The sequence below is a fragment of the Leeia speluncae genome (assembly GCF_020564625.1).
Lineage (GTDB): Bacteria > Pseudomonadota > Gammaproteobacteria > Burkholderiales > Leeiaceae > Leeia > Leeia speluncae.
The window spans coordinates 39,040-63,089 of record NZ_JAJBZT010000004.1; the positions used below are offsets into that span (position 1 = coordinate 39,040).

The following is a 24,050-nucleotide window of genomic DNA, read 5'->3' on the forward strand; positions in this document are numbered from 1 at the left end:
GCTGGAGATATCGCATATGTGGGATAAACCACAGGCGTTAAATGCCTTATCAAATTTGCTCTATGGTTTAGTGACATTAGCCATTCTCTACACCGGAATTTTTTTAGTGGTGAACTCAGGTATGTTCCCACTAAAAGAAATTCGCGTGGAAGGAAAGTTGGCCCATATCAGCCGTGAGCAGGTTCAATACATTGCTAAACATTCGATCAGTGGCAGCTTTTTTACTTTAGGGATTGATTCTACCCGTCAATCATTTGAAAAGTTGCCTTGGGTTAGACAAGTCAATGTTCGCCGTCGTTGGCCAGGAATGTTGCAAGTACAAATTGAAGAGCACAAAGCGATTGCTAGATGGGGCGATACCGCATTAGTAAATACGTCAGGTGAAGTATTTGATGCAACGACAGATGAAGAACTACCTATTTTTGTCGGGCCAGAAGGTACAAGCCATGAAATTGCACAAGCATTTCAAAAGTTTAGCTCGTTATTAAAAGTCAAAAAATTAGTGCCAGTTAAATTAGAAATGTCGGCACGCCGGGCTTGGCGTGTGACTTTATCAAATGGCATGTTGCTAGTGCTAGGGCGAGATGATGTCGATGAACGTTTGCATCGCTTTGTCAGTGTTTATGATAAATCTTTAGCGGGACGAGCAGGCATTCAGTACGTAGATTTGCGTTACGCAAATGGACTAGCGATTAAGTTACCAACAGCAGCATTAGCAGCTGCGATTGCGCCTGCAAAACCGGGCCAAACAAAAGCCGGTGTTCCAGTGGTGCCGGCAGGTAATGAGAAACAAAAACAAAAGAATTTAAACGGTCAGCAAAAGCAAAACCAACCTGAAGCCCCCAAAAGGGAAGGTGGCGCCTCTGCTAAACCAACAAAGACAGGTAAGCAGCAAGGGCAAGTTGCTGTTAGCAAAAAAGCTTAATGCAGGAGTAATTCAGGGTGAGCAAGGATAGCAAAAACCTAATCGTGGGTCTCGATATTGGCACAAGTAAAATTGTGGCTATCGTGGCGGAGTTAAAAGTTGATGGCCAATTAGAAATTATTGGCATGGGCACACACCCTTCAAGAGGTTTGAAAAAAGGGGTGGTGGTGAATATTGAGTCAACTGTTACTGCTATTCAACGCGCGCTTGAAGAGGCTGAGTTGATGGCAGACTGCAAAATCCGTGAGGTTTATACCGGTATTGCAGGTAGCCATATTAAGAGTTTTAACTCTCATGGCATGGTTGCGATTCAAGATAAAGAAGTGAGTCAGCGTGATATGGATCGAGTGATTGAAACCGCTCGCGCTGTTAGCATCCCAACCGATCAGCAAATTCTTCATATCCTAGAGCAGGAGTTCATCATTGATGGACAAGAAGATGTGAAAGAGCCGCTCGGTATGAGTGGGGTGCGTCTGGAAGTCAAAGTTCATATTGTGACTGGTGCGGTTAGTGCTGCACAAAACATTATGAAATGCGTGCGCAGATGCGGGCTAGAAGTTGCCGACTTGATTTTGCAGCCGCTGGCTTCTGCACATGCTGTTTTGTCAGAAGATGAAAAAGACCTTGGTGTTTGTTTAGTAGATATCGGTGGTGGAACCACTGATATTGCAGTGTTTACTGAAGGTGCTATTCGTCATACAGCAGTGATTCCGATTGCGGGCGATCAGATCACTAGTGACATCGCAATGGCATTAAGAACACCAACCAAAGAAGCCGAAGATATCAAAATTGCACATGGCTGTGCATTGAGAACGTTGGCAGATGCGAACCAAATGGTAGAAGTGCCTGGTGTTGGCGAGAGAGGCTCTAGACAGCTGTCTCGTGCGACCCTAGCAGAAGTGATTGAGCCTCGCGTAGAAGAACTATATACCTTAGTTCAAGCAGAGCTTCGCCGCAGTGGATTTGAAGACTTACTATCATCAGGCATCGTGATTACTGGTGGATCTAGTTTGATGCCTGGCATGGTTGAGCTTGGTGAAGAAGTGTTCCATATGCCTGTGCGATTGGGGGTTCCGCATAACGTACTTGGTTTTGCTGAGGTAGTGAGAAATCCACGCTACTCAACAGGCGTGGGATTGCTGATGTTTGGTAAGCAACAAAGCCAAAGACACCAAATTCAACGGATGCAAGGTGCTTCTTTCGGTCAATTGTTTGATCGTATGAAAAGCTGGTTTCAGGGCAATTTTTAAGGTTTTCGTTTCTAAACCATTTGAAAGTAGCATTTTGATGATAAATATTTATCGAAATGCTAGGTTTTTAGCGGTTTAGAAGCAAATTGGGCTCCCTCTGTATGATGCAGTTGGGATAAAATGTTTGTTTTACTCGGGCAACAAGGAGACTGACTCATGTTTGAGTTGATGGAAGAAGCAAAACCGGCCGCCGTCATTAAGGTGATCGGCGTTGGCGGTTGCGGGGGCAATGCCATCGAACATATGATCGGCGCAGGTGTGCAAGGCGTTGATTTCATTTGTGCGAATACAGACGTTCAAGCGCTAAAACGCAGTTCAGCGCACGAACAATTACAGCTAGGGGTGACCCTGACTAAAGGTCTAGGTGCTGGTGCAAAGCCTGAAATCGGCCGTGCAGCTGCAGAAGAAGACCGTGAGCGTATCGCTGAGTCAATCCGTGGTGCCAACATGCTATTTATCACCGCTGGTATGGGCGGTGGAACCGGAACTGGTGCAGCACCAGTGGTTGCTGAAGTAGCAAAAGAAATGGGTATTTTAACGGTTGCTGTCGTTACCCGTCCTTTCAGCTATGAAGGAAAGCGTCAACGTGCCGCTTCTGCTGGTATTGAAGAACTGCAGAAGCACGTAGACTCATTAATCGTGATCCCTAACGACAAGCTAATGCAAGTGATGGGTGATGATGTTTCTGTGCAAGATGCATACAGTGCAGCAAATGATGTCTTGCACGGCGCTGTTGCTGGTATCGCCGAAATCATTAACTGCCCTGGTCTAGTGAACGTTGACTTTGCTGACGTGACAACCATTATGTCTGAAATGGGTATGGCAATGATGGGTTCTGCCGTTGCTTCTGGCGTGGATCGTGCTCGTCTAGCGGCTGAACAAGCGGTTGCTAGCCCATTGCTAGACAATGTAGATCTACATGGCGCACGTGGTATCGTCGTTAACATTACTGCTTCTAGCTCATTTAAGATGAGAGAAATGAATGAAGTGATGGAAGTCATCAGAAGCTACGCTTCTGAAGAAGCAGAAATCATTTACGGTAATGTAATTGATGAAAACATGGCAGATGAACTGCGTGTGACATTAGTTGCAACAGGTCTAGGCATGGCAAGTGCTCGCAAAGAGCAACAACCAATGAAATTAATCAAAACCGGTACCGATAACTACGGTATGGAAGTTGATTATGATGCGTTAGACAAACCTGCGGTCATGCGTGGCAATCGTTTCTCAAGCCGCAATACCGCTGAGTCTGCTAGTGCAAGTACGCTAGATACACTAGATATTCCTGCGTTCTTGCGTCGTCAAGCAGACTAAAAGTAGTTCGTATTTGAATAGATAAGTAGGGGTTGTTTAGGCAATGTTGATCACCTTCATAGAAATAACCCATCACTAGTCCCCCGGCTGGTTGATACAATATGGGTTACTAAGTAGGTAAAACAAAGATGATTAAACAACGTACATTAAAAAAACCAGTGAAAGCAACCGGCGTCGGTTTGCATTCCGGCTGTAAAGTCGATTTGCAACTGCTCCCAGCGCCTGTGAATCACGGGATTGTTTTCCAGCGTATCGATATGCCCGGTATGCCTTGTATTGCAGCGAAGCCCGAGTTCGTGAACGATACAAGGTTATCTTCGACGCTGGTGGATGGCGATGTACGTGTTGGTACGGTAGAGCATTTAATGTCTGCCCTTGCCGGCTTTGGGATCGACAATTTATTGGTGACACTCTCCGCCCAAGAGGTGCCGCTAATGGATGGCTCTGCAGCCCCATTTATCTATTTAATGCAACAGGCTGGTATTGTTGAACAGCCTACAGAGAAGCAGTTTGTTCGAGTATTGAAACCCGTTCGCTTTGAAGTTGGTGATAAATGGGTTGAGCTGCTTCCGCATGATGGCTATAAAGTCTCTCTGACCATTGAGTTTACCCACCCCGCAATCTCAAAGTCAGATCAAACCGTAGTCATCGATTTTGCTAACACTTCTTTCATTGATGAAGTCAGCCGCGCCCGAACGTTTGGCTTTATGCATGAAGTAGAGTGGATGCGAAGCCAAGGACTTGCCCTAGGTGGGAACTTGGATAATGCTGTTGTGTTAGATGAGCAGCGAGTGCTAAATAGTGAGGGACTAAGATTTGATGACGAGTTTGTTCGTCATAAAGTCTTAGATGCAATCGGTGATTTATATCTACTTGGCCATCAGTTAATTGGTGAATTTCGTGGATATAAGTCAGGGCATGCGTTAAACAATCAGTTACTACGGAAAATGTTAGAAGACCCTGCTAACTATGAAGTAGTGAGTTTTTCTAAGCCTGAAGATGCGCCTAACTCTTTTCACCGTGTGAATACAACAAAACCTACACCCTAATCGGTGTTGGGAACGTACCTTTAAGGACTACTTATTAAGATTTGTGATGCTTAATTAACCTTAGTAAAGCAGTTTGTAGCGGGCTGCCATTGGGTAGTTCGGCTGCAGTATTCGTAAAAGCAGTAAGTGCTTTACGTGAGATCCCTTTTTTCTCTTCTTTTCTACGTTGGTGTGGTTCGATCTGTCGTACGCTAACAGATAAATCTACTAACCGACCGTCTCCTAGTTGGAAGTCGTTTCTCGGTTGATTCAATAGTTTTAATAAAGTCGGACTGTATTGTCTTAACCGTGTGGCAAATGCGCCATTTGGAACCGCAATGTGCATCACGCCATTTTCAATTTTCATTACAAATGCATGCCCTTGTAGAACTGAGGGTAAAAATTGATTCAGTAGCTTTTGCCATGCCAGTAGATATTGGCTTGCGGTCATTAACCTAGACAGCTCTAGTTGACCTTTAGAATAAGAGAGTGGTGACTTCATTTTATATAATTGATTGCATCATCTAGGTGAAGAGTTATCAAAAGTACAAGAGATAACAAAATCTTTATGGAACTTGTAATTTTTTTTCATGCCCATATCTTATACAATGCACAACGTAAATGATGACTAACGATTGGCGTTTGTACCAAAAAAATGGAGAAACACGCTAACAGCATTGCAGTGATGAACGCAAGCAGTTAAAGTGAGACGCCATTTTATTTTAACGAATAGTAACTTCATCAGTCACTGAATATATATACAGTGCATATTTGCATTATAACTAATACCAACAAGCGCCTCAGAGTAACTGATACCCATGATTTCTTCCCTTCTTAAAAAAGTTTTTGGTAGTCGTAACGACCGTTTAATCAAACAATATTCGCAAATTGTTAGGCAGATAAATGCATTAGAGCCATCTATCTCCTCTTTGTCGGATGATGAGTTAAGAGGGAAGACCGCTGCATTTAAGCAGCAAGTAGCAAATGGTGCTTCATTAGATTCCATTTTGCCTGAAGCGTTTGCTGTTTGCCGAGAAGGGGCAAAGCGTGCATTGGGCATGCGCCACTTCGATGTACAGTTAATTGGTGGCATGGTACTTCACTTCGGCAATATCCCTGAGATGCGTACTGGTGAAGGTAAAACACTGGTTGCAACATCGGCCGCTTACCTAAATGCACTGTCTGGTAAGGGCGTGCATGTCGTTACGGTAAACGACTACTTGGCAAGCCGTGATGCTGCATGGATGGGCAAGCTATATAATTTCCTTGGATTGTCTGTTGGCGTTAACTTAAGCTATATGGGCCACGAGGAAAAGCAGCAAGCATATGCTGCAGATATTACATACGGTACGAATAACGAGTACGGTTTTGATTATCTTCGTGACAACATGAAGCATTCGCCAGATGAGCGAGTGCAGCGTGTACTCAATTTTGCGATTGTCGATGAGGTGGATTCCATTCTTATCGATGAGGCGCGTACCCCTCTCATCATTTCAGGTCAAGCAGACGACAATACTGAAATGTATCACCGAATCAATGAGTTGATTCCGCACCTGATTCGCCAAGAAACAGAAGAAGGCGAAGGTGATTTCTGGGTGGATGAAAAAGCCCATTCCATCTTGATGTCTGAACAAGGTCATGAGCATGTTGAGACATTGTTGGTCGAGCGCGGACTACTTGCAGCAGGTAGAAGCCTTTACGAGGCGAGCAACATTACCTTAATGCATCTTGTCAATGCAGGGTTAAAAGCACATCACCTCTATCACAAAGATCAGCACTATGTGGTTCAGAATGGCGAGATTGTGATTGTGGATGAGTTTACCGGACGTCTTATGTCTGGACGCCGTTGGTCTGATGGTATTCACCAATCGGTTGAGGCAAAAGAAGGGGTGCCTATCCAGCGCGAAAGCCAAACCTTGGCATCCATTACTTTCCAGAACTATTTCCGCCTTTACAATAAACTGTCTGGCATGACAGGTACTGCGGATACGGAAGCGTTTGAGTTCCAGCAAATTTATGGTCTTGAGACCGTCGTTATCCCAACAAATAATGCGATTCAGCGTAAAGATTACCTTGATCAGGTATTTCGTACAGAAGCGGAAAAACAGCAAGCAATTATTAAAGACATTCAGGGTTGTATTGAACGCAAACAACCTGTGCTTGTTGGAACGACTTCGATTGAAAGCTCTGAGTTGCTATCTGCGTTCCTAGAAAAAGCAGGCGTTCCGCATAATGTATTGAACGCAAAACAGCATGCAAGAGAAGCCGATATTATTGCGCAAGCAGGTATGCCTGCTGCGGTAACGATCGCGACGAACATGGCTGGTCGTGGTACGGATATTGTACTCGGTGGTAATATTGAGAAAGAGCTAGAAGCTGTACGTGCTGATGAGTCTTTATCTGATGCTGAAAAAGAGACCAAACTGGCGCAAATGAAAGCCGCTTGGAAAGAGTTGCATGATCAGGTATTAGCAGCCGGTGGTTTGCATATTATTGGTACGGAGCGTCATGAGTCTCGCCGTGTTGATAATCAGCTACGTGGTCGTGCAGGTCGTCAAGGTGACCCAGGCTCGTCACGTTTCTATCTAAGCTTAGAAGATCCGTTGATGCGAATTTTTGCAGGTGATCGCATTGCAAAAATTATGCAATTCTTAAAAATGCCAGAGGGTGAACCAATTGAAGAGAAAATGGTTACCCGTGCATTGGAAGGCGCTCAGCGTAAGGTAGAGGCACGTAACTTCGACATGCGTAAACAGTTGTTGGAATATGATGATGTTTCCAATGATCAGCGTAAGGTTATCTACTCTCAGCGTAACGAATTACTTGAAGCAGCGAATATTTCGGAAACGATCACCGCGATGCGCGAAGATGTGATTTCGCAAATTTCATATCGCTATATTCCTGCAGAGTCTTTAGAAGAACTATGGGAAGTTGAAGAGTTAGAGCGCGTATTAGCTAGTGAATACCTGATTCAAGCACCTGTACGTGAATGGATTAAGGCGGATGAGTCGATTGATCCAGAAAGCATTGCAAATAAGATTGTTGAAATTGCAAATGCCCAGTACGGCGCAAAAATTGACTTGGTAGGTCTTGAATCTATGCAACAGTTTGAGCGTAGCGTGATGTTGCAAGTGATTGATCAGCGCTGGCGCGAACATTTGGCTGCGTTGGATCATTTGCGCCAAGGTATTCACCTACGTGGTTATGCGCAAAAGAACCCGAAACAGGAATACAAGCGTGAAGCATTTGAGTTGTTCTCTATGATGCTAGACGGCATTAAAGAAGAAGTGACTCGTGTGTTGGTAACGGTTCAAGTAAGCAGCGCAGAAGAGGTAGAATCTGCTGCTGAACATATGCTTGAGTCTGATGATGTGGATAATGTGCATTATCATCATGCGGATTACGATGAGGCATTAGCCGAAGATAATGCAGAAACTGCTCAGGCATTGGCAAACGCAGGTGAACGTATTGGCCGTAATGATCCATGCCCTTGCGGATCTGGTAAAAAGTATAAACAGTGTCACGGTAAGTTAAGCTAACCAATCCTGATACGTAGTGAAAAAACCTCGCTGGTAATGCCTGCGAGGTTTTTTCATAAGATGAAATCAACTAGTTATTGTAGTTAGTGGTTGGAGCGATTAGTTATGTTGCATTGTTCTGAGTGTCATTCGTCCATTTCAATTGGGCAGAAATTTTGTGATCAATGCGGGAAGAGCGCGGATAGTGCAGTGTTAGTTTGTGATGGTTGTGGCACATCATGTGCAAATAAAGCAAAGTTCTGTACAAAATGTGGCGCAGCATTTCAAACCCCACATATGTCTCCCTCTTTTGTTCCATTGGAGGATGACCGGATTGAGCCAAGCATCAATCTACGAGGTGAGCCGTCTCCGGCTATATATGCGGATGCTAAAGATGAGCTCTTTTCCAAGGTGAAGACAGCTGAAGATGAACATGAGCGGTTGGTATTTGGTCGTTGGTCGGAGCGAGACCTAAGGAAATGGCTAAAAATCACTGGAGTCGCCGCTGTTGTTGGGATCGTTGGTGTCTTCTTGATTGTTCAGATTAGCGGAGGGGAAAAACCTGCTTCTGCTGCTGAAGTAGCTGCTAGTGTTGATCTTTCTGTTGCAAATGGTGCGGTGGTACAGGCGGGGGCATTAGCGCCTGGAGCAGATCAAATGCCAAGTATCGGAAATCGCAAAATTATTTATCAGCTTGGTAATATTCCTGCAGCGAAAACCGAGGAGCCTGCTTCTGCCGATGGTGGCGATGCGGCGGCATCTCCAGAAACCAACACAGCGCAAGACGCAAACGCCAATGCTACTCATTCGGCTGGCAGTGATGTTGCTACTTCCGATGCAAAATCAGATAAATCGAAAACAGCAAATAAAGCGGGAACGCAGGATGCGGAAGTGGATGCGGCTCGCAAAGCGATGAATGATTTTCTGAAGCAGCAACAGTAACTGAGTTTCTTGCGCATCAAAGTTCGCCCCGTTCATTTGGGGTGGACTTTTACAGTGGGTGACGAGGTTTGCCCGGCGCTATTTTTCTGCTGCTCGCTGATGGCCCATTCAATGTGCTCTCGAACGATTTCGTTTTCAATATCCAATCGACTTGATAGTGCGGCCAGATTGTCTGGATGAAAAGGCGCATTGCCAATCGCAATCGCAATGTTCCTTAGCCATTGATGGTAACCAATCCGATAAATGGCACTACCAGCCATTTTGTTTAGGAATGCGTCTTCAGTCCAACTAAACAGTTGGAGTAATGTCTGATTTTCCAGTTGATGCCGAATAGCAAAGTCCTTCACATCACTGAGTTTTGCAAAACGATTCCATGGGCAAAAAAGTTGGCAATCATCGCATCCGTAAATCCGATTTCCCATTAGCGGCCTGAGTTCAGCGGGGATGCTGCCACTATACTCAATGGTTAAATAGGAGATGCATCTTCTTGCATCGACCTCATACGGTGCGACAATCGCTTGTGTTGGGCAAATTGAAATACATTGTGTGCATTTGCCACAATGATTTTGAATGGGGGCATCCACCGGCAGGGGTAAATTGGTGAGGATTTCTCCAAGAAAGAAATAGGACCCTTCTTGCCGATGAATTAATAGTGTGTGCTTGCCTTTCCACCCAATGCCAGCCTTAGATGCCAGCGCTACTTCCATCAGTGGGGCGCTATCGGTGAAGACTCGATATTGATGGGGAAACCCATTTTCTTGTAAAGCGTGATTGAGCGATTTTGCCAGTTGCTCTAATTTTTGCTTAACCACTTTGTGGTAGTCTCGACCTAGCGCGTAGCGAGAGATGTAAGCTTTGTTAGGTGTATTTAATAGAGGGATGCTCTCACTTGGTGTTTCTTGTAAATAGGGTAATTTGACGCTGATGACTCTAACCGTGCCGGCGTGAAGTTCATGTGGTCTTGCACGTAATAGGCCATGCCTTTCCATATAGGCCATTTCACCATGATAGCCCTGAGCAAGCCAATTCAAGAAGCGGGGTTCTTCTGCCGATAAGTCGGTATCAGTAATACCCACTTCGCTGAAACCAAGTGTATTGGCGGTTGTCTTTAACTGTCTGACAAGATCAGATAGTAATTCAGTTGATAGAGAGGATTGTGAAGCGGAATGACTCATGACGCATATCATACCGTGAAGGATGTTTTTTTGCCCAATGAAGATTCGACGATTCATTTGGGCGCAAAGCTGGCTGAGTTGATCAAGCCGGGGACGGTGGTTACCTTATCTGGAGATTTAGGTGCGGGAAAAACAACACTAACACGTGCTTTGCTACGATCAATGGGTGTTTTAGGCAGAATTAAGAGTCCAACCTACACATTGGTTGAACCTTATGTTATTTCTAACTTATACTTGTATCACTTTGATTTTTATAGATTTGAAGATCCTGATGAATGGGAGGCAAGCGGCTTTAGAGAATGCTTCCATTCCAACAGCATCTGTCTCATCGAATGGCCAGAAAAGGCGCAGGGCTCATTGCCTCCACCAGATTTGGCAATTTCTCTTTCTTGGGAAGCTGAAGGGCGACGTTGTTCCGTTCGCTCGTTTAGCAAGGCAGGTCTAGCATGTTTAAACGCTTTAGAAACTCCAATCTGACCGATACGCTTTCACAAGTAGCGAATCGTCGTCGCTTTTTGCAAATTGCCGGTGCAGCGATGTTGATTTCGCTACGCCCGGCTAATGCAGATAACGATTTGCCAGTTGTGCTTTCTGTTCGTGTGTGGCCTGCTGGTGACTATACTCGTGTTACCTTAGAGTCTAGTGCCCAGCTTGAGTATCGTTCGTTTACCGTAAAAGATCCTGAGCGCTTGGTGTTAGATATTGATGGCGTGGATTTGGCGGGTCCATTGTCCCAGCTAGCTGGCAAAGTCAGTGATGGTGACCCTTATATTAAACTGTTAAGAGCCGGTAAAAATAAACCCGGGACCGTTCGGCTTGTGTTTGAGCTGAAAGTTGCAATAAAACCCCAAGTGTTCCGCTTAAAGCCAATTGGTGAATATGCAAACCGCTTGGTTGTCGACTTATATCCAGAAAATCCTGCTGATCCATTATTGGCGCTGTTAAAAGACAAGCAAAAGGACGAGGCGGCAGCTGAAACAGTGGTCGAAGATAAGTCGATCTCAAAACAAAAAGATACTGCTCGTCAACCTGACTCCTCGGATGTGAATTTACCTAAGGGTGCTGTCTTTACTGTGATGATCGATCCAGGACATGGTGGCGAAGATCCGGGTGCGATTGGCAGTAAAGGGACACATGAAAAAGCAATTACCTTGGCGATTGGTAAGCGTTTACGGCAGTTAATTAATGAGCAGCCAAATATGCGCGCCTCGATGACTAGGGATGCGGATTTCTTTGTTCCGCTCGCTGATCGTGTCAAAAAAGCGCGTAAGATTAACGCGGACTTGTTTATTTCCATTCATGCAGATGCTTTCCTTACCCCGTCTGCTAGAGGCTCGTCAGTGTTTGCCTTATCTGAAGGCGGCGCATCTTCTACCGCCGCTAAATGGTTGGCAAAGAAAGAAAACGATGCGGATAAGGTTGGTGGGGTGAGTGTTGGTGGTGGTGACCCATACCTGAAGCGCACCTTGTTTGATTTAACCCAAACGGCAACCATTAGTGACTCTCTAAAACTAGGGAAGACAGTATTATCCGAGATTGGTGGCATTAATCGCTTGCACAAAGGGGATGTCGAGCAGGCGAGTTTTGCAGTGCTAAAAGCACCTGATATCCCATCGATTTTAGTCGAAACCGCTTTTATCTCTAACCCGGAAGAGGAATCAAAACTGTTAGATGATGCCTATCAAGATAAAATGGCAAAAGCAATTCTAACGGGTATTAAGCGCTATATTGCGAAAAATCCGGCTGCTGCAAAAATGAAAATAGCCTCTATTGGCTAACTGCAAACCTGATGTTTGCTTGTCGAGATAAAAGGATGAATAGATGGGGCGTTTAATATTTTTTGCGATTATAGCCTTATTAGCCTATTGGATACTGCGTCGCGTAGCGATGTCAAAAAAGGCACCGCCTGAAAAGCACTATACCTCGGTCAATGATGCTGCAGATACTGTACGTTGTTCCGTATGCGGTGTTTATATGCCAAGGGAAGAGGCATTAATGTCTAAAGGGGCTTTTTATTGTGAAAGCCATCGTCCTGACCGACATTCATAATGCTTTTCGGTTCTCTTTCTTCTCCTAACCAAGATCGTTGGCGATCCCTTCAGTACTTTTCTGTTTACCGCCTGTTAGTGATTGTGGCTTTAGCCTTTTTGCCTTTGGTGCTGAAATGGCTGATGCCTGCAACGCAAAGTCTTTTCGTTCTATCTCCTGCGATTACTCGAACTTTACTTGGCTATGCTGTTTTTGCCTTATTGGCGGGTATTAGCGCAAGACATCGACGATTCCATTTCGAATCGCTGATGACTATACAGATTGTGGGCGATATCTTCTTTATTGTATTGCTTGGGTTTTTTAGTGGTGGAGCGAAAGCAGGCCTCCCTCTTTTATTGCTGCCTTACTTGGCTGCCGCTGGCCTGCTAAGTCGCGGCCGGATGACCATGTTTCATTCGGCAGTGGCCGCTGTGCTGTTATTGATCGCAGAGTTGGCGGTAGGAGTGACCTCTCGCTCGATGATGCATGCCAACTTACCATTGGCTGGCTTTATCGCTTTAGCGTATTTTGCGATTGCGTGGTTAGCCCATCGCCTAGCAGGTTACGCAAAAGAAAATGAATTGCTAGCGGAGGCCAGAGGTGTCGATTTAGCGAAGCAAGAAGAGGTGAATCGGCTGGTGATACGTGATATGCAAGATGGCGTACTCGTGATCGATCAGCATGCCCGAATTCGGCATTATAACCAGCAGGCTCAATCACTGCTGAATATGGATGGCGAGTTAGAGAATAGACCATTAAGTGAATGGCCTTTTGTCTATCAGGCAATGGTTCGGTGGGTTGAGTATGGGCCTGCTGATGTGACAATTCAGGTGCCAGGCACTGAACATGCCGTAACATTGCATATCAAACCAATCGAGCAGGCGAGGCAAGCAGGGGCAGTTATTTATGTGCAAGACTCTCGCGCAGAACAGCATCTTGCCCAACAACTTAAGTTGGCGTCTTTAGGTAGGCTTACGGCGAACATTGCCCACGAAATTCGAAACCCTTTATCAGCAATTACGCATGCCGCAGATTTGATGGATGAAGATGCGGAAGATCAAATTCAACGTCGTTTATTAAAGATTATCCGCGATAATGCAAACCGCTTAGACCGAATTGTACAAGACGTGCTGCAGCTAAATAAACGCGATCGGCTGAATTCGGAAAAGTTAGATTTACCCTTGTTTTTGCAAGAATTTGTTAATGATTTCATTTCGGTTGAGCGATTACCTAGCGAGTGGCTGAAATTAGATTTACAGTCGGACAGCCTTGAAGTACCGTTTGATCGCGCGCATTTAAATCAGATTTTATGGAATTTGTGTAGAAATGCGGTGCGCTATTGTGCGCAAATGCCTGGCAGCATCGCTATTTCATTGTCTGCGCAAGATGACGAATGGCAGGTTCGCGTGTTTAATGACGGGCCACCGATTCCTGCTGAGCTGCAAGTACAATTATTTGAGCCATTTTTTACGACTCAGTCGACAGGGACTGGGCTTGGCTTATATATCGCTAGAGAATTATCTAGTGCAAATGGTGCAACACTTCATTACATCGATGATTTGGCGGGAGCAATTTTCCAGATCTCCGGTAAATTGAATTGATCATATAGAAATGACTAAGAATAAAACGACGTATCAAGCGCTAATTATTGATGATGAACCAGATTTGCTGGAGTTACTCGACTTAACCTTATTACGAATGGGGGTCGAGGTAACGAAAGCATCTACTGTAGCGGAGGCTTTATCTGCCTTGGCGACAAAACAGTTTCATTTGTGTTTAACCGATATGCGATTGCCTGATGGTGAAGGTTTGCAGGTGGTTGAACATATCCAAAAAAAAGGCTTAGATGTGCCCATTGCCGTCATTACCGCTTTTGGCAGTGCAGACAATGCGGTAGCTGCATTAAAAGCGGGCGCGTTTGATTATTTGTCTAAGCCGGTTTCATTAGAGCATTTGCGAACGTTAATTAAGTCTGCGCTCAATGTAGATGCGGTGAAAACGGTCTCTACGTCTAAAACTTGTTCGAGCAACCCCGTTTCTACGACCCTGTTGGGTAACTCGCCAGCCATTGCGCAAGCAAAGCAATTAATTGAACGCGTATCAAAAAGCCTTGCGCCGGTTTATATCACAGGAGAATCCGGTAGCGGCAAAGAGCGTGCGGCCCGCATGATTCATTGTTTGTCTGCAAGAAGTAACCAACCCTTTGTGGCGGTTAACTGTGGCGCGATTCCAGAAAACTTAATGGAAAGTGAGTTTTTTGGTTATAAAAAAGGGGCGTTTACCGGTGCGACAGAGGATCGTGAGGGTTTTTTTCAGGCCGCCAATGGCGGTACCATTTTCTTGGATGAAGTGGCAGATTTGCCATTAGCCATGCAGGTGAAGTTATTGCGCGTTATTCAAGAGAAAAAAGTACGGCCGTTAGGGATGACGCAAGAATTACCTGTTGATGTCCGTGTGATCTCTGCAACGCACCAAAATTTAGCGAACTGTGTCGAAGAAGGTCGATTTCGGCAAGATTTATTCTATCGTCTAAACGTGATTTCTATTCGGATGCCATCACTTCGAGAAATGCGTGATGATGTGTTCTCAATCACAGAGACCATTCTTCATCGTCTAGCTGATGGTTATCCTTCTGGTGTTCCTCTGCTTAGTGCTTCTGCTAAAACGGCCTTATTAAAGTATGATTTTCCAGGCAATGTTCGGGAGCTAGAAAATGTGCTTGAGCGTGCGCTAGCACTATGCGATGGTAAACAGATAGAAGCAGAAGACTTGCAGTTGACGCCAAGTCAGGAAAGTATCGGAGAAGATAATAGTTCTTTCTTTGGTGATAAATGGCCGCTACAAGATTATTTAGATCGTGTTGAGAAAGAGGCAATTTTAGAAGCGTTGCAAAAAACACGTTTTAATCGCACCGCTGCAGCAAAGTTATTAGGCATCACCTTCCGGGCAATGCGCTACCGAATGGAACGTCTTGGGCTAAATGAGCCTGAAAACAATTAGTATTTCACTTTAGGTTTGGGGTTTCTGGTTTTGGATGATGATGCATTATTGCGATTTTCCCGCCATATTTTGCTAGATGAAATTGGCATTGAAGGTCAGCAAAAAATCCTTGATAGTCATGTTTTAATTGTTGGTATGGGCGGGCTTGGCTCTCCTGCCGCTTTGTATTTGGCTGCTGCCGGGGTTGGTAAATTATCCTTAGCCGATGGTGATGATGTGGATATGACCAATTTGCAGCGCCAAGTCATACACACGCAAACGGCAATTGGCCAGAACAAGGCCGAATCTGCACGTGATACGCTAGCCTATTTTAATGCGATCTCACGGGTTGATATTTACCCGCATCGTCTTGATGAAGCGCAAATGCAGGATTTGGTTGCGGCGGCAGATGTCGTGCTAGATTGTTCGGATAACTTTGTCACGCGTCATGCATTAAATCGGGTTTGTTTCCGTCATAAAAAACCACTGGTTTCTGGCGCGGCCATTTCTTTTTCTGGTCAGATAACGGTATTTGATTTCAGGCAAGCCAAAACACCTTGCTATCATTGCTTATTTCCGGCGGAAGGGAATGCCGGAGGGCAAAATTGCGCTACATTTGGCGTGTTATCACCTTTGGTTGGGGTGGTTGGGGCCATGCAGGCGCTGGAAGCTTTGAAACTGATTGGTGAATTTGGTGACCCGTTGGTTGGGCGGTTGCAAATGGTCGATGTACTATCGGGAAAATGGCAGACATTGGCTTATGGGGTAGACCCACAATGCCCTGTATGCCAACCTGTAAATGCTTGACGTCGCTAGCTTATTGATTGCCTTTTTTATCCACTAAATCACGTTCTGCTTGTAGTGATTTAAGTCTAGCTTCAAGTGTTGACTGAAGATAAAAATCATTTTGTTTGTTTCTTACTGCCATCTGTAATTGCACGATGGCCTCTTCAACTTGTCCTTGGCGGTAATAAAACTCGGCCTGTGCTTGTTGTTGCTCAGTGGTTTTTCCTTGCTGCGAATACGCTTCCGCTAATAAGGCATAGAAAGCGGCATTATCTTCGCGTTGTTTAATCTGTTGCTGAATTTGCTTGATGGCATCCTGTGTTTGATGCTGGGCGAGTAGCAGTTGAATATAACCGTAAGACAAGCCGTAATGATTCGGTGTTTGCGCTAAAGCGGCTTTGTATACTTTTACGGCTTCTGCGGGCTTGTTTGCTGCTAAGAGTATTTTTGCATCTAAAGACTCTAAGAGAGGCGACTTTAGCGTCTTTCTAGCCGAGTCAACTGCTTGATGCGCTTTGTCGAATTGGTTGTCTCGGAGGTAAGCGAAGGCAAGGCCATAGTAGCTGGCTGCTTCTAAATTCACCCGTTTTTCTCTGATTGCGCTTTCAAAGAAGCGAATTTTTTCAGCCGCAGAACCATCCATTGCACGTAGTTTCTCTCGCACAATATTATATTCCGCACTATCCACCACTTGCTTGTAAGGCGCGTTGTTCGTTCGGTTTTGCGATTCTGCGATACGGGCGCTATCTAGTGGGTGGGTGCGAAGATATTCTGGGGCATTACTGTTATATAAGCGGCTTCCTTTTTCCATTCGGCCAAAGAAAGTGGTCATTGCATGCGGATCAAAACCGGCGGCCGCAAGTGTTTGAATACCAATGCGGTCTGCTTCGTATTCGTGCTCTCTGGTGAAGTTTAGTTGGCCTTGGGCGACTAAGGCTTGAGAACCTACGATGGCAGCTTCTGTTGCCTGACCGCTGCTACTACGAGAGGCGAGTAAGCCTGCTGCAAGTACAGCTAAACCTGCCAGCATTACGCTTTTATTTTTCTCGAGGGACCGAGACAGATGCCTTTGTGTGACGTGGGCAATTTCGTGGCTTAACACGGCCGCGAGTTCAGATTCGCTTTGCGCAGTTAAGATAAGCCCTGTATGCACGCCAATATAACCACCAGGCATGGCGAAGGCGTTAAGCGTAGGATCATCGACAACGAAAAACTCAAATCGCTGCCTCGGATCATGACTCGCCGCGACCAAGCGGTTGCCCAGCCTGTTTAGATAGTCTCTTACTTCTACATCATCAATCACATCACTCGCCATTCGGATTTGGCTCATGATCTGGTCCCCTAGGGCTTGCTCTTGCTGTCTAGAGAGAACCGTCTGCGCCGAGTCACCCAAATCCGGCAAATTATCTGCATAGCTAGTGAGATAACTAGCTGGAAAAACAGACTGAATGAGGAGGGCAGAAATAAGTAGTTTTTTCATATCGCTATGATAAGACTTCTTGTCTATAGTTCCAAGGAGGGCGTTTCTGAGTTGATACTATGTTGCGGTGCAATACTGGTTTTTTCGGTTTGTCAATAATATACGTATCGATACAAATCAATATTTTTTGTCATTAAAGTTATACTTTCACGTAAAAGTGGTTTTTTATACGCAAAAAAGTACTGATTTTGTTTTTTACAGTACCGAAAGTATCAGTTTAATACGACTAAAGTTACACCTGTCGATAAAACCAATTCGAAGTCGACGATACTGTCCAATAAGAGGAGATGTACCGTGAAAATGAAACTCACCGCCCTTTTTTGCCTTGCTGCATGTGCTGGTATCGCTCACGCTGATACAGAGTTAGTTGTTGCGACCGTGAACAACGGTCACATGATTACTATGCAAAAGCTAGGCAAATTCTTTGAAAAAGATAACCCAGGTGTAAAACTAAAATGGGTTACCTTGGAAGAAGGTACTTTACGTCAACGTGTAACTACTGATATCGCAACCAAAGGCGGCCAGTTTGACGTGATGACAATTGGTATGTACGAAACCCCAATCTGGGGTAAAAAAGGCTGGTTAGCAGAAATCAAACCAGACGCTAAGTACGATATCGATGACATGTTGCCAGCAATGCGCCAAGGTTTGTCTGTAGATGGCAAACTGTATGCCGCACCATTCTACGGCGAAAGCTCTATGTTGATGTACCGCTCTGATTTGGTGCAAAAGGCAGGTATGCAAATGCCAGCACATCCAACATGGACACAAATTCGTGATATCGCAGCAAAAATTAACGACCCAGCAAAAGGCGTTTACGGTATTTGTTTACGCGGTAAGCCAGGTTGGGGCGATAACATGGCCTTCTTGACTACCCTAGTAAACTCTTACGGTGGTCAGTGGTTCGATATGAAGTGGAAGCCTCAGTTGACTACCAAACCATGGAAAGATGCGATTACTTTCTATGTTGATCTACTGAAAAAATACGGTCCTCCAGGATCTTCAGCAAACAGCTTTAACGAAATCTTGGCACTTTATAACGAAGGTAAATGTGGTATGTGGGTAGATGCAACGATTGCTGCATCATTCATTACCGATCCTAAGCAAAGTAAAGTGGCAGACAAAGTAGCGTTTGCTTCTGCGCCAGTTCAAGTGACCGCTAAAGGTTCTAATTGGTTGTGGGCTTGGGCGTTGGCTGTTCCAGCAAGTTCGACCAAGAAAGATGCTGCTGAGAAATTCATCAAGTGGGCTACTTCTAAAGAGTACGTGAACTTGGTGGGTAAAGAAGTAGGTTGGGGAAGTGTGCCAACTGGTACACGTAAGTCAACTTACGCAAATGCAGAGTTCCTAAAAGTGGCTAAATTCGCAGAAGCAGAGAAAGCAGCAATTATCTCTGCAAACCCGAAAGACAGCACACTGCCTAAATCTCCATACGTAGGCGTTCAATTTGCTTCAATTCCAGAGTTCCAGGCAATTGGTATTGCAACTGGTCAGCAAATGTCTGCAGCACTAGCAGGTAAAGTGTCTGTTGATAAAGCGTTGGAATTGTCTCAGCAAGCCGCTGAACGTGAAATGACCAAAGCAGGTTACTACAAGTAATCCAGTGACGGAGGGCTTTTACTCCCTCCTTCTTTGGTGATTCAGTAACCATAGAGCCGACTGTGCAATTAGGGCAGTCGGTTCTAGTAGCCTTGTAGACACACCATGAAAAAACTGACTGCACGTATACTGCTCACACCCGCGGTAGGCTCGCTCTTCCTCTGGATGATCGTGCCATTGGTGATGAGTATTTATTTCTCCGTTATTCGATATAACTTAATGTCACCAGGTGAAGAAGAGTTCATTGGTTTAATGAACTATCACTTCTTTGTGACAGACCCAGGTTTTTGGCCTGCGGTATTGAATACGTTTATCTTAATTGGTGCCGTGATTGGCATTACACTGGTACTAGGCATCGCACTTGCCTTATTGGTGAATGACAAATTCCCTGGCCAATCATTGGTACGTATTTTACTTATCTCCCCATTTTTTGTGATGCCAGCAGTGAATGCGCTGCTATGGAAGCACATGATGATGAACCCTATTTATGGGGTGCTTGCGCATGTCTGGCATTTCTTTGGCTTGCAACCAGTGAACTGGTTGGAAAGCTTCCCCTTGCTATCTGTGATTATTATGGTCTCTTGGCAGTGGCTGCCATTTGCTTGCCTGATTTTCATTACTTCTTTGCAGTCGATGGATCGTGAACAGCTCGAAGCTGCAAGAATGGATGGCGCAAACTACGTTCAACAATTCCGCTATATGTACCTTCCTCACTTGTCTCGTTCAGTGGCGGTGGTAATTATGATCGAAATGATTTTCTTGCTTTCTGTGTTTGCCGAGATCTTCACTACAACGGGTGGTGGTCCTGGTTTTGAAAGTACAAACATTGCGTTCATGATTTATGTGCAGGGTCTAATGAACTTCGATGTGGGTGTTGCATCAGCTGGTGGCTTATTTGCGGTGATCTTGGCAAATATTGCATCCATCTTCCTGATCCGCATCATCGGTAAGAACCTAGAAAAGTAGGAGCCAGAAATGATTAAACCTTTATTCTGGGTAAGAACTGCGGCAGCATGGATTGTTGCTCTGCTGATCTTTTTCCCAATTTTTTGGCTCGGCTTGACTGCATTCAAAACAGAATTGCAGGCGATTTCTGTGCCGCCACATTTGTTCTTTACACCAACGTTAGAGAACTTTGTTGAGGTTCAAGAGCGTAGTGATTATCTCTTGTACGCAAAGAACTCTATCTTAACGAGTGTGTTTTCTACGCTCTTAGGGTTGTTGATCGCTGCTCCTGCTGCTTACGCAATGGCTTTTTTCCAGACTAAACGGACAAAAGATCTATTGGTATGGATGTTATCTACCAAGATGATGCCAGCAGTTGGTGTGTTGATTCCTGTGTATGTGGTGTTTCAAAAGTATGGTTTGCTAGACACCAAACTGGGTTTGACGATTATCTTTACCATGTCAAACCTGCCCATTATGGTGTGGATGTTGTACTCGTACTTTAAGGATATTCCGCGTGAAATCTTAGAAGCGGCCCGAATGGATGGTGCCAGTGTATTTGCCGAATTCCGCCATGTTGTGTTGCCGCTAGGCGTGGGTGGTTTGGCTTCTACCGCACTACTGTGTTTGGTGTTGTCTTGGAATGAATCGTTTTGGTCACTTAACCTCAGCTCTGCCAATGCAGGGACATTAGCAACCTTGATTGCCTCTTACTCTAGTCCCGAAGGGCTATTCTGGGCCAAGCTTTCCGCCGCTTCCTTGATGGCGATTGCACCGATCATTGTGTTCGGATGGTTCTGCCAGAAACAGCTGGTGCAGGGTTTGACTTTTGGCGCGGTTAAATAGGAATACAACATCATGTCATTTTTAGAATTAAAAGGTATTGAGAAATTTTTCGGTGAGCACCGCGCAATTAAAGGTGTTGATCTGTCTATCGAAAAAGGTGAGTTCATCGTTTTTGTTGGCCCATCTGGCTGCGGTAAATCGACACTACTTCGCTTGATTGCCGGTCTAGAAGAGATCGATAACGGCCAATTAATGCTAGATGGTCGCGAAATTACACACGCACCGTCTTCAAAGCGTGACCTTGCAATGGTGTTCCAGTCATACGCGCTTTATCCACACATGACTGTTGCAGAGAACATGTCTTTTGCTTTGAAACTGGCTGGTGTAGATAAGCAAGTGATCAAAGAAAAAGTAGAGCGTGCGGCGGAAATTCTGAACTTGTCTCGTTACTTGGAGCGTACGCCACGTGCATTGTCTGGTGGTCAGCGTCAGCGTGTGGCAATTGGCCGTGCGATTGTCCGTGCACCAAAAGTATTCTTGTTCGATGAGCCGTTATCCAACCTAGATGCCGCGCTGCGTGTGCAAACTCGTGTGGAAATTGCAAAGCTTCACCGTGAACTAGGTGCTACCACTATTTATGTGACGCACGATCAGGTGGAAGCGATGACCATGGCGGATCGCGTGGTGGTACTACGTGACGGGGCAATTGAACAAGTAGGTACGCCACTAGAACTATATGACCGCCCACAAAATAAATTTGTGGCGCAGTTTATCGGTATGCCGCAAATGAATATGTTGCCAGTGGCTGAGTTTGGCAGCTATGCAGATACCTTGCCTGCAGCGAAGCAAGCCGTAGGTGGCCATATTGGTGTGCGCCCTGAGCATGTCATTGTAACGAACCCTGGCGAAGGTCAGTTAATTGCGACTGTGGACTTTGTTGAGTCGCTTGGTGCAGAGTCGCTCGTCTATGCGACGACACCGCATGGTGTTCAGGTGGTGTCTAAGCAGTCTGGACGGAGTGTGGTTCATGCTGGTGATACGATTGGGCTGAAATTTGAACAAGACTGGATGCATGTATTTGATTCAGAAGGACAAATTGCTTCTCATGCACGTGGGGTGACTAAATGAGCCAATCCATTATGTTCCACTTGGGGCTAGGTTCTTTTCACCGTGCGCACCAAGCAGTGTATTTGCAACAACTGATTAATAGTGGTGATGATAGCTGGGTGTTGGCAGGCGGAAATATTCGTCCTGACATGCTAGCAGTTCAGAACCATTTGGCTAGCCAAAATGGCCAATACACGCTAGAGACTATCTCTCCTGCGGGTGAGTGTAAGTACCAAACCATTAATTCGATTCGTCACGTGGTAGGTTGGGACGAAAAGTTAACCGAAGTGATTGAGATGGGCTCGCGTCCTGAAACACGCATTATCTCTTTCACGGTAACAGAAGCTGGCTATTACTTAACACCAAAAAACACGTTAGACCGTAGCTTTGCCGATCTAAACAGCGATTTGGAACAAGGTACATTGCTGACCATTTACGGTGCATTGACTGCGATTTGTAAAGCACGTGTCGCGAAAAATAGTGGCCAAGTGACGCTATTATCTTGCGATAACTTGCGTTCAAACGGGGAAAGATTCCGTGCTGGTTTTGTCGAGTTTCTACAGCTGAAAGGTGAGACGGACTTATTGGCTTGGGTAGAAGCAAACACCACTTGCCCAAATGATATGGTTGACCGTATTACGCCACGTCCGTTGCCTGAAGTGGCTGTCCGTGTAAAAGCGGCAACCGGTGTCGATGATGCATGTCCGGTAATGGGTGAAGAGTTTATTCAGTGGGTGGTTGAAGAACACTTCATTAATGGTCGCCCTGCGTGGGAAAACGTTGGGGTTGAGATGGTCGAGTCTGTGCTTCCTTATGAAGAAGCAAAGATTCGCATCTTAAATGCAAGCCATAGTTGTATTGCTTGGGCAGGTACTTTAAAAGGGTATAGCTACATCCACGAAGGTTCTTTGGATGCTGAAATCCGTCAAATGGCCCATGATTATGTGACTGACGATGTGATTCCATGCTTGTCGCCAAGCCCAATCGATTTGGGTAAGTACCGTGATACCGTGCTAGATCGTTTTAGTAACCCATACATTCAAGATACGAATCAACGCGTAGCGGCGGATGGCTTTTCTAAGATTCCAGGTTTTATTGCGCCAACTTTCCGTGAGTGCTTAGCCGCTGGCCGTTCGTTTGATAGCGTGGCATTACTTCCTGCATTATTCCTAACCTTCTTGCAAGCATGGGCAAAAGATCAGGTGCCTTATGTGTATCAAGATCAGGGGATGGACCCTGTTGCAGCTAAAGCGATTGTGGCTGACGCAGACCCAGTTGCTGCATTCTGCCGTGATCGTATCTTGTGGGGCGACTTGGCGGGGAATGCTCAGCTAGAAGCGTCTATCCGTGGTGCGTGTGAAAAAGTAAACACTTGGTTGAAAGGGGCTTAAATGTCTTCTGCTCTGTTGCAAAATAAACATGCCGTACTAACTGGTGCAGGTGGTGGAATTGGATTGGCAACAGCAGAGGCATTTGTTCGCGAGGGTGCTAAGTGCACCATCGTGGACATTCACCCACAAGCAAGCGAAGGGGTGGTTGCGCTCATTGAGAAAGCGCCTAGTTCTGTTCAATATGTGTCAACAGATATTACCAACCTTCAACAAATTGATGAGATGGTTGCTACTGCAATTGCTCGATTTGGTGCGATCGATGTGCTATTTAATAATGCCGGGATCGCTATTTTCGAAAAGTTGTTAGATTCCACAGAGGCCGCCTACGACAAGCTTTTTAATGTGAATGTAAAAGGCTTATTTTTTGTAATGCAAAAAGTGTTGCAACATATGGTCGATAGCGGTGTCAAAGGGAGTGTAATTAATTTATCTTCTCAAGCAGGTCGCCGAGGAGAGGCCTTAGTTGCGCATTATTGTGCAACCAAAGCCGCAGTGATTAGTTACACCCAATCTGCCGCATTAGCGATGGCGCCACACGGTATTCGTGTGAATGCAATTGCACCAGGTGTGATTGATACCCCAATGTGGAAGCAAGTAGATGCCATGTTTGCTCAGTTAGAAGGGTTGGAAATCGGACAGAAAAAGGAAATGGTCGGTAAAGCGGTCCCTTTAGGTCGCTTTGGCTTTCCAGAAGAGGTCGCGGATGCGGCGGTATTCCTTGCTAGCGAGCTTTCTCGATATATTACGGCGCAAACCTTAAACGTAGATGGTGGCAATGTGATGAGTTAATACACTTT

At 45.3% G+C, this 24,050-nt stretch carries 21 protein-coding genes; 18 read left to right on the plus strand and 3 right to left on the minus strand.

Features of this window, described 5'->3' with window-relative positions; all coding sequences use genetic code 11:
* Positions 1 to 16: 16 nt before the first annotated feature.
* The 4 genes from LIN78_RS08055 (at position 17) to lpxC (ending at position 4,538) form a co-directional block, all read left to right on the plus strand.
* The gene (locus LIN78_RS08055; RefSeq protein ID WP_227180284.1) at positions 17 to 925 is read left to right on the plus strand and encodes a cell division protein FtsQ/DivIB; all 909 of its coding nucleotides are present in this window, start codon (positions 17 to 19) and stop codon (positions 923 to 925) included.
* 17 nt (positions 926 to 942) lie between these two features.
* A complete protein-coding gene (gene ftsA, locus LIN78_RS08060) occupies positions 943 to 2,175 on the plus strand; it encodes a cell division protein FtsA (RefSeq protein ID WP_227180285.1) in 1,233 nt (410 codons plus the stop codon).
* A 156-nt stretch (positions 2,176 to 2,331) separates the two neighbouring features.
* Positions 2,332 to 3,489, plus strand: a complete 1,158-nt coding sequence (gene ftsZ / locus LIN78_RS08065) for a cell division protein FtsZ (protein WP_227180286.1) — start codon at positions 2,332 to 2,334, stop codon at positions 3,487 to 3,489.
* A 131-nt stretch (positions 3,490 to 3,620) separates the two neighbouring features.
* Entirely contained in the window at positions 3,621 to 4,538 is a 918-nt protein-coding gene (lpxC, locus tag LIN78_RS08070; protein ID WP_227180592.1) for a UDP-3-O-acyl-N-acetylglucosamine deacetylase, read from the plus strand.
* 34 nt (positions 4,539 to 4,572) lie between these two features.
* Here lpxC and LIN78_RS08075 read toward each other — a convergent pair whose 3' ends face one another.
* Positions 4,573 to 5,019, minus strand: a complete 447-nt coding sequence (locus LIN78_RS08075) for a DciA family protein (protein WP_227180287.1) — start codon at positions 5,017 to 5,019, stop codon at positions 4,573 to 4,575.
* Between the two features lie 316 nt (positions 5,020 to 5,335).
* Here LIN78_RS08075 and secA point away from each other — a divergent pair, with 316 nt between their 5' ends.
* Positions 5,336 to 8,056 (plus strand): preprotein translocase subunit SecA, encoded by a 2,721-nt coding sequence (secA, locus tag LIN78_RS08080; RefSeq protein ID WP_227180288.1) that lies wholly within the window; start codon positions 5,336 to 5,338, stop codon positions 8,054 to 8,056.
* Positions 8,057 to 8,161: 105 nt separating this feature from the next.
* Positions 8,162 to 8,977: a zinc ribbon domain-containing protein gene (locus tag LIN78_RS08085; protein WP_227180289.1), complete on the plus strand. Its 816-nt coding sequence runs from the start codon at positions 8,162 to 8,164 to the stop codon at positions 8,975 to 8,977.
* A gap of 32 nt (positions 8,978 to 9,009) precedes the next feature.
* On the opposite strand, the gene queG is transcribed toward LIN78_RS08085, so the two are convergent.
* Complete coding sequence (gene queG / locus LIN78_RS08090) at positions 9,010 to 10,152, minus strand: tRNA epoxyqueuosine(34) reductase QueG (protein ID WP_227180290.1); 1,143 nt, start codon at positions 10,150 to 10,152, stop codon at positions 9,010 to 9,012.
* On the opposite strand from queG, the gene tsaE reads away from it, so the two are divergent.
* The 6 genes from tsaE to LIN78_RS08115 are packed head-to-tail and all read left to right on the plus strand — an operon-like array spanning position 10,144 to position 15,966.
* The gene (tsaE, locus tag LIN78_RS08095) at positions 10,144 to 10,629 is read left to right on the plus strand and encodes a tRNA (adenosine(37)-N6)-threonylcarbamoyltransferase complex ATPase subunit type 1 TsaE (protein ID WP_227180291.1); all 486 of its coding nucleotides are present in this window, start codon (positions 10,144 to 10,146) and stop codon (positions 10,627 to 10,629) included. The two genes, queG and tsaE, sit on opposite strands and share 9 nt — an antisense overlap.
* Positions 10,599 to 11,930, plus strand: a complete 1,332-nt coding sequence (locus LIN78_RS08100) for an N-acetylmuramoyl-L-alanine amidase (RefSeq protein WP_227180292.1) — start codon at positions 10,599 to 10,601, stop codon at positions 11,928 to 11,930. Before tsaE ends, LIN78_RS08100 begins: the two co-directional genes overlap by 31 nt.
* A 43-nt stretch (positions 11,931 to 11,973) precedes the next feature.
* Complete coding sequence (locus LIN78_RS18390; protein WP_373307746.1) at positions 11,974 to 12,201, plus strand: PP0621 family protein; 228 nt, start codon at positions 11,974 to 11,976, stop codon at positions 12,199 to 12,201.
* A complete protein-coding gene (locus LIN78_RS08105; RefSeq protein WP_227180293.1) occupies positions 12,201 to 13,781 on the plus strand; it encodes a two-component system sensor histidine kinase NtrB in 1,581 nt (526 codons plus the stop codon). Before LIN78_RS18390 ends, LIN78_RS08105 begins: the two co-directional genes overlap by 1 nt.
* Before the next feature lie 10 nt (positions 13,782 to 13,791).
* Complete coding sequence (locus tag LIN78_RS08110) at positions 13,792 to 15,180, plus strand: sigma-54-dependent transcriptional regulator (RefSeq protein ID WP_227180294.1); 1,389 nt, start codon at positions 13,792 to 13,794, stop codon at positions 15,178 to 15,180.
* 30 nt (positions 15,181 to 15,210) lie between these two features.
* A complete protein-coding gene (locus LIN78_RS08115; protein ID WP_227180295.1) occupies positions 15,211 to 15,966 on the plus strand; it encodes a HesA/MoeB/ThiF family protein in 756 nt (251 codons plus the stop codon).
* A gap of 10 nt (positions 15,967 to 15,976) precedes the next feature.
* On the opposite strand, the gene LIN78_RS08120 is transcribed toward LIN78_RS08115, so the two are convergent.
* On the minus strand, positions 15,977 to 17,425 hold the full coding sequence (locus tag LIN78_RS08120) for a M48 family metalloprotease (RefSeq protein ID WP_227180296.1): 1,449 nt from the start codon (positions 17,423 to 17,425) through the stop codon (positions 15,977 to 15,979).
* A 300-nt stretch (positions 17,426 to 17,725) separates the two neighbouring features.
* Between LIN78_RS08120 and LIN78_RS08125 the strand changes: the two genes are divergently transcribed.
* From LIN78_RS08125 to LIN78_RS08150, 6 genes are all read left to right on the plus strand, one after another.
* The gene (locus LIN78_RS08125; protein WP_227180593.1) at positions 17,726 to 19,024 is read left to right on the plus strand and encodes an ABC transporter substrate-binding protein; all 1,299 of its coding nucleotides are present in this window, start codon (positions 17,726 to 17,728) and stop codon (positions 19,022 to 19,024) included.
* A gap of 105 nt (positions 19,025 to 19,129) precedes the next feature.
* Positions 19,130 to 19,990: a carbohydrate ABC transporter permease gene (locus LIN78_RS08130; protein ID WP_227180297.1), complete on the plus strand. Its 861-nt coding sequence runs from the start codon at positions 19,130 to 19,132 to the stop codon at positions 19,988 to 19,990.
* 9 nt (positions 19,991 to 19,999) lie between these two features.
* Positions 20,000 to 20,815 carry a carbohydrate ABC transporter permease gene (locus tag LIN78_RS08135; RefSeq protein WP_227180298.1) on the plus strand — a complete coding sequence of 272 codons (816 nt, stop codon included), beginning with the start codon at positions 20,000 to 20,002 and terminating at the stop codon, positions 20,813 to 20,815.
* Positions 20,816 to 20,827: 12 nt separating this feature from the next.
* A complete protein-coding gene (locus tag LIN78_RS08140; protein ID WP_227180299.1) occupies positions 20,828 to 21,883 on the plus strand; it encodes an ABC transporter ATP-binding protein in 1,056 nt (351 codons plus the stop codon).
* Positions 21,880 to 23,253: a D-arabinitol 4-dehydrogenase gene (gene dalD, locus LIN78_RS08145; protein ID WP_227180300.1), complete on the plus strand. Its 1,374-nt coding sequence runs from the start codon at positions 21,880 to 21,882 to the stop codon at positions 23,251 to 23,253. The genes LIN78_RS08140 and dalD overlap by 4 nt, the downstream gene beginning before the upstream one ends.
* Positions 23,254 to 24,042, plus strand: a complete 789-nt coding sequence (locus LIN78_RS08150) for an L-iditol 2-dehydrogenase (protein WP_227180301.1) — start codon at positions 23,254 to 23,256, stop codon at positions 24,040 to 24,042.
* Positions 24,043 to 24,050 lie beyond the last annotated feature (8 nt).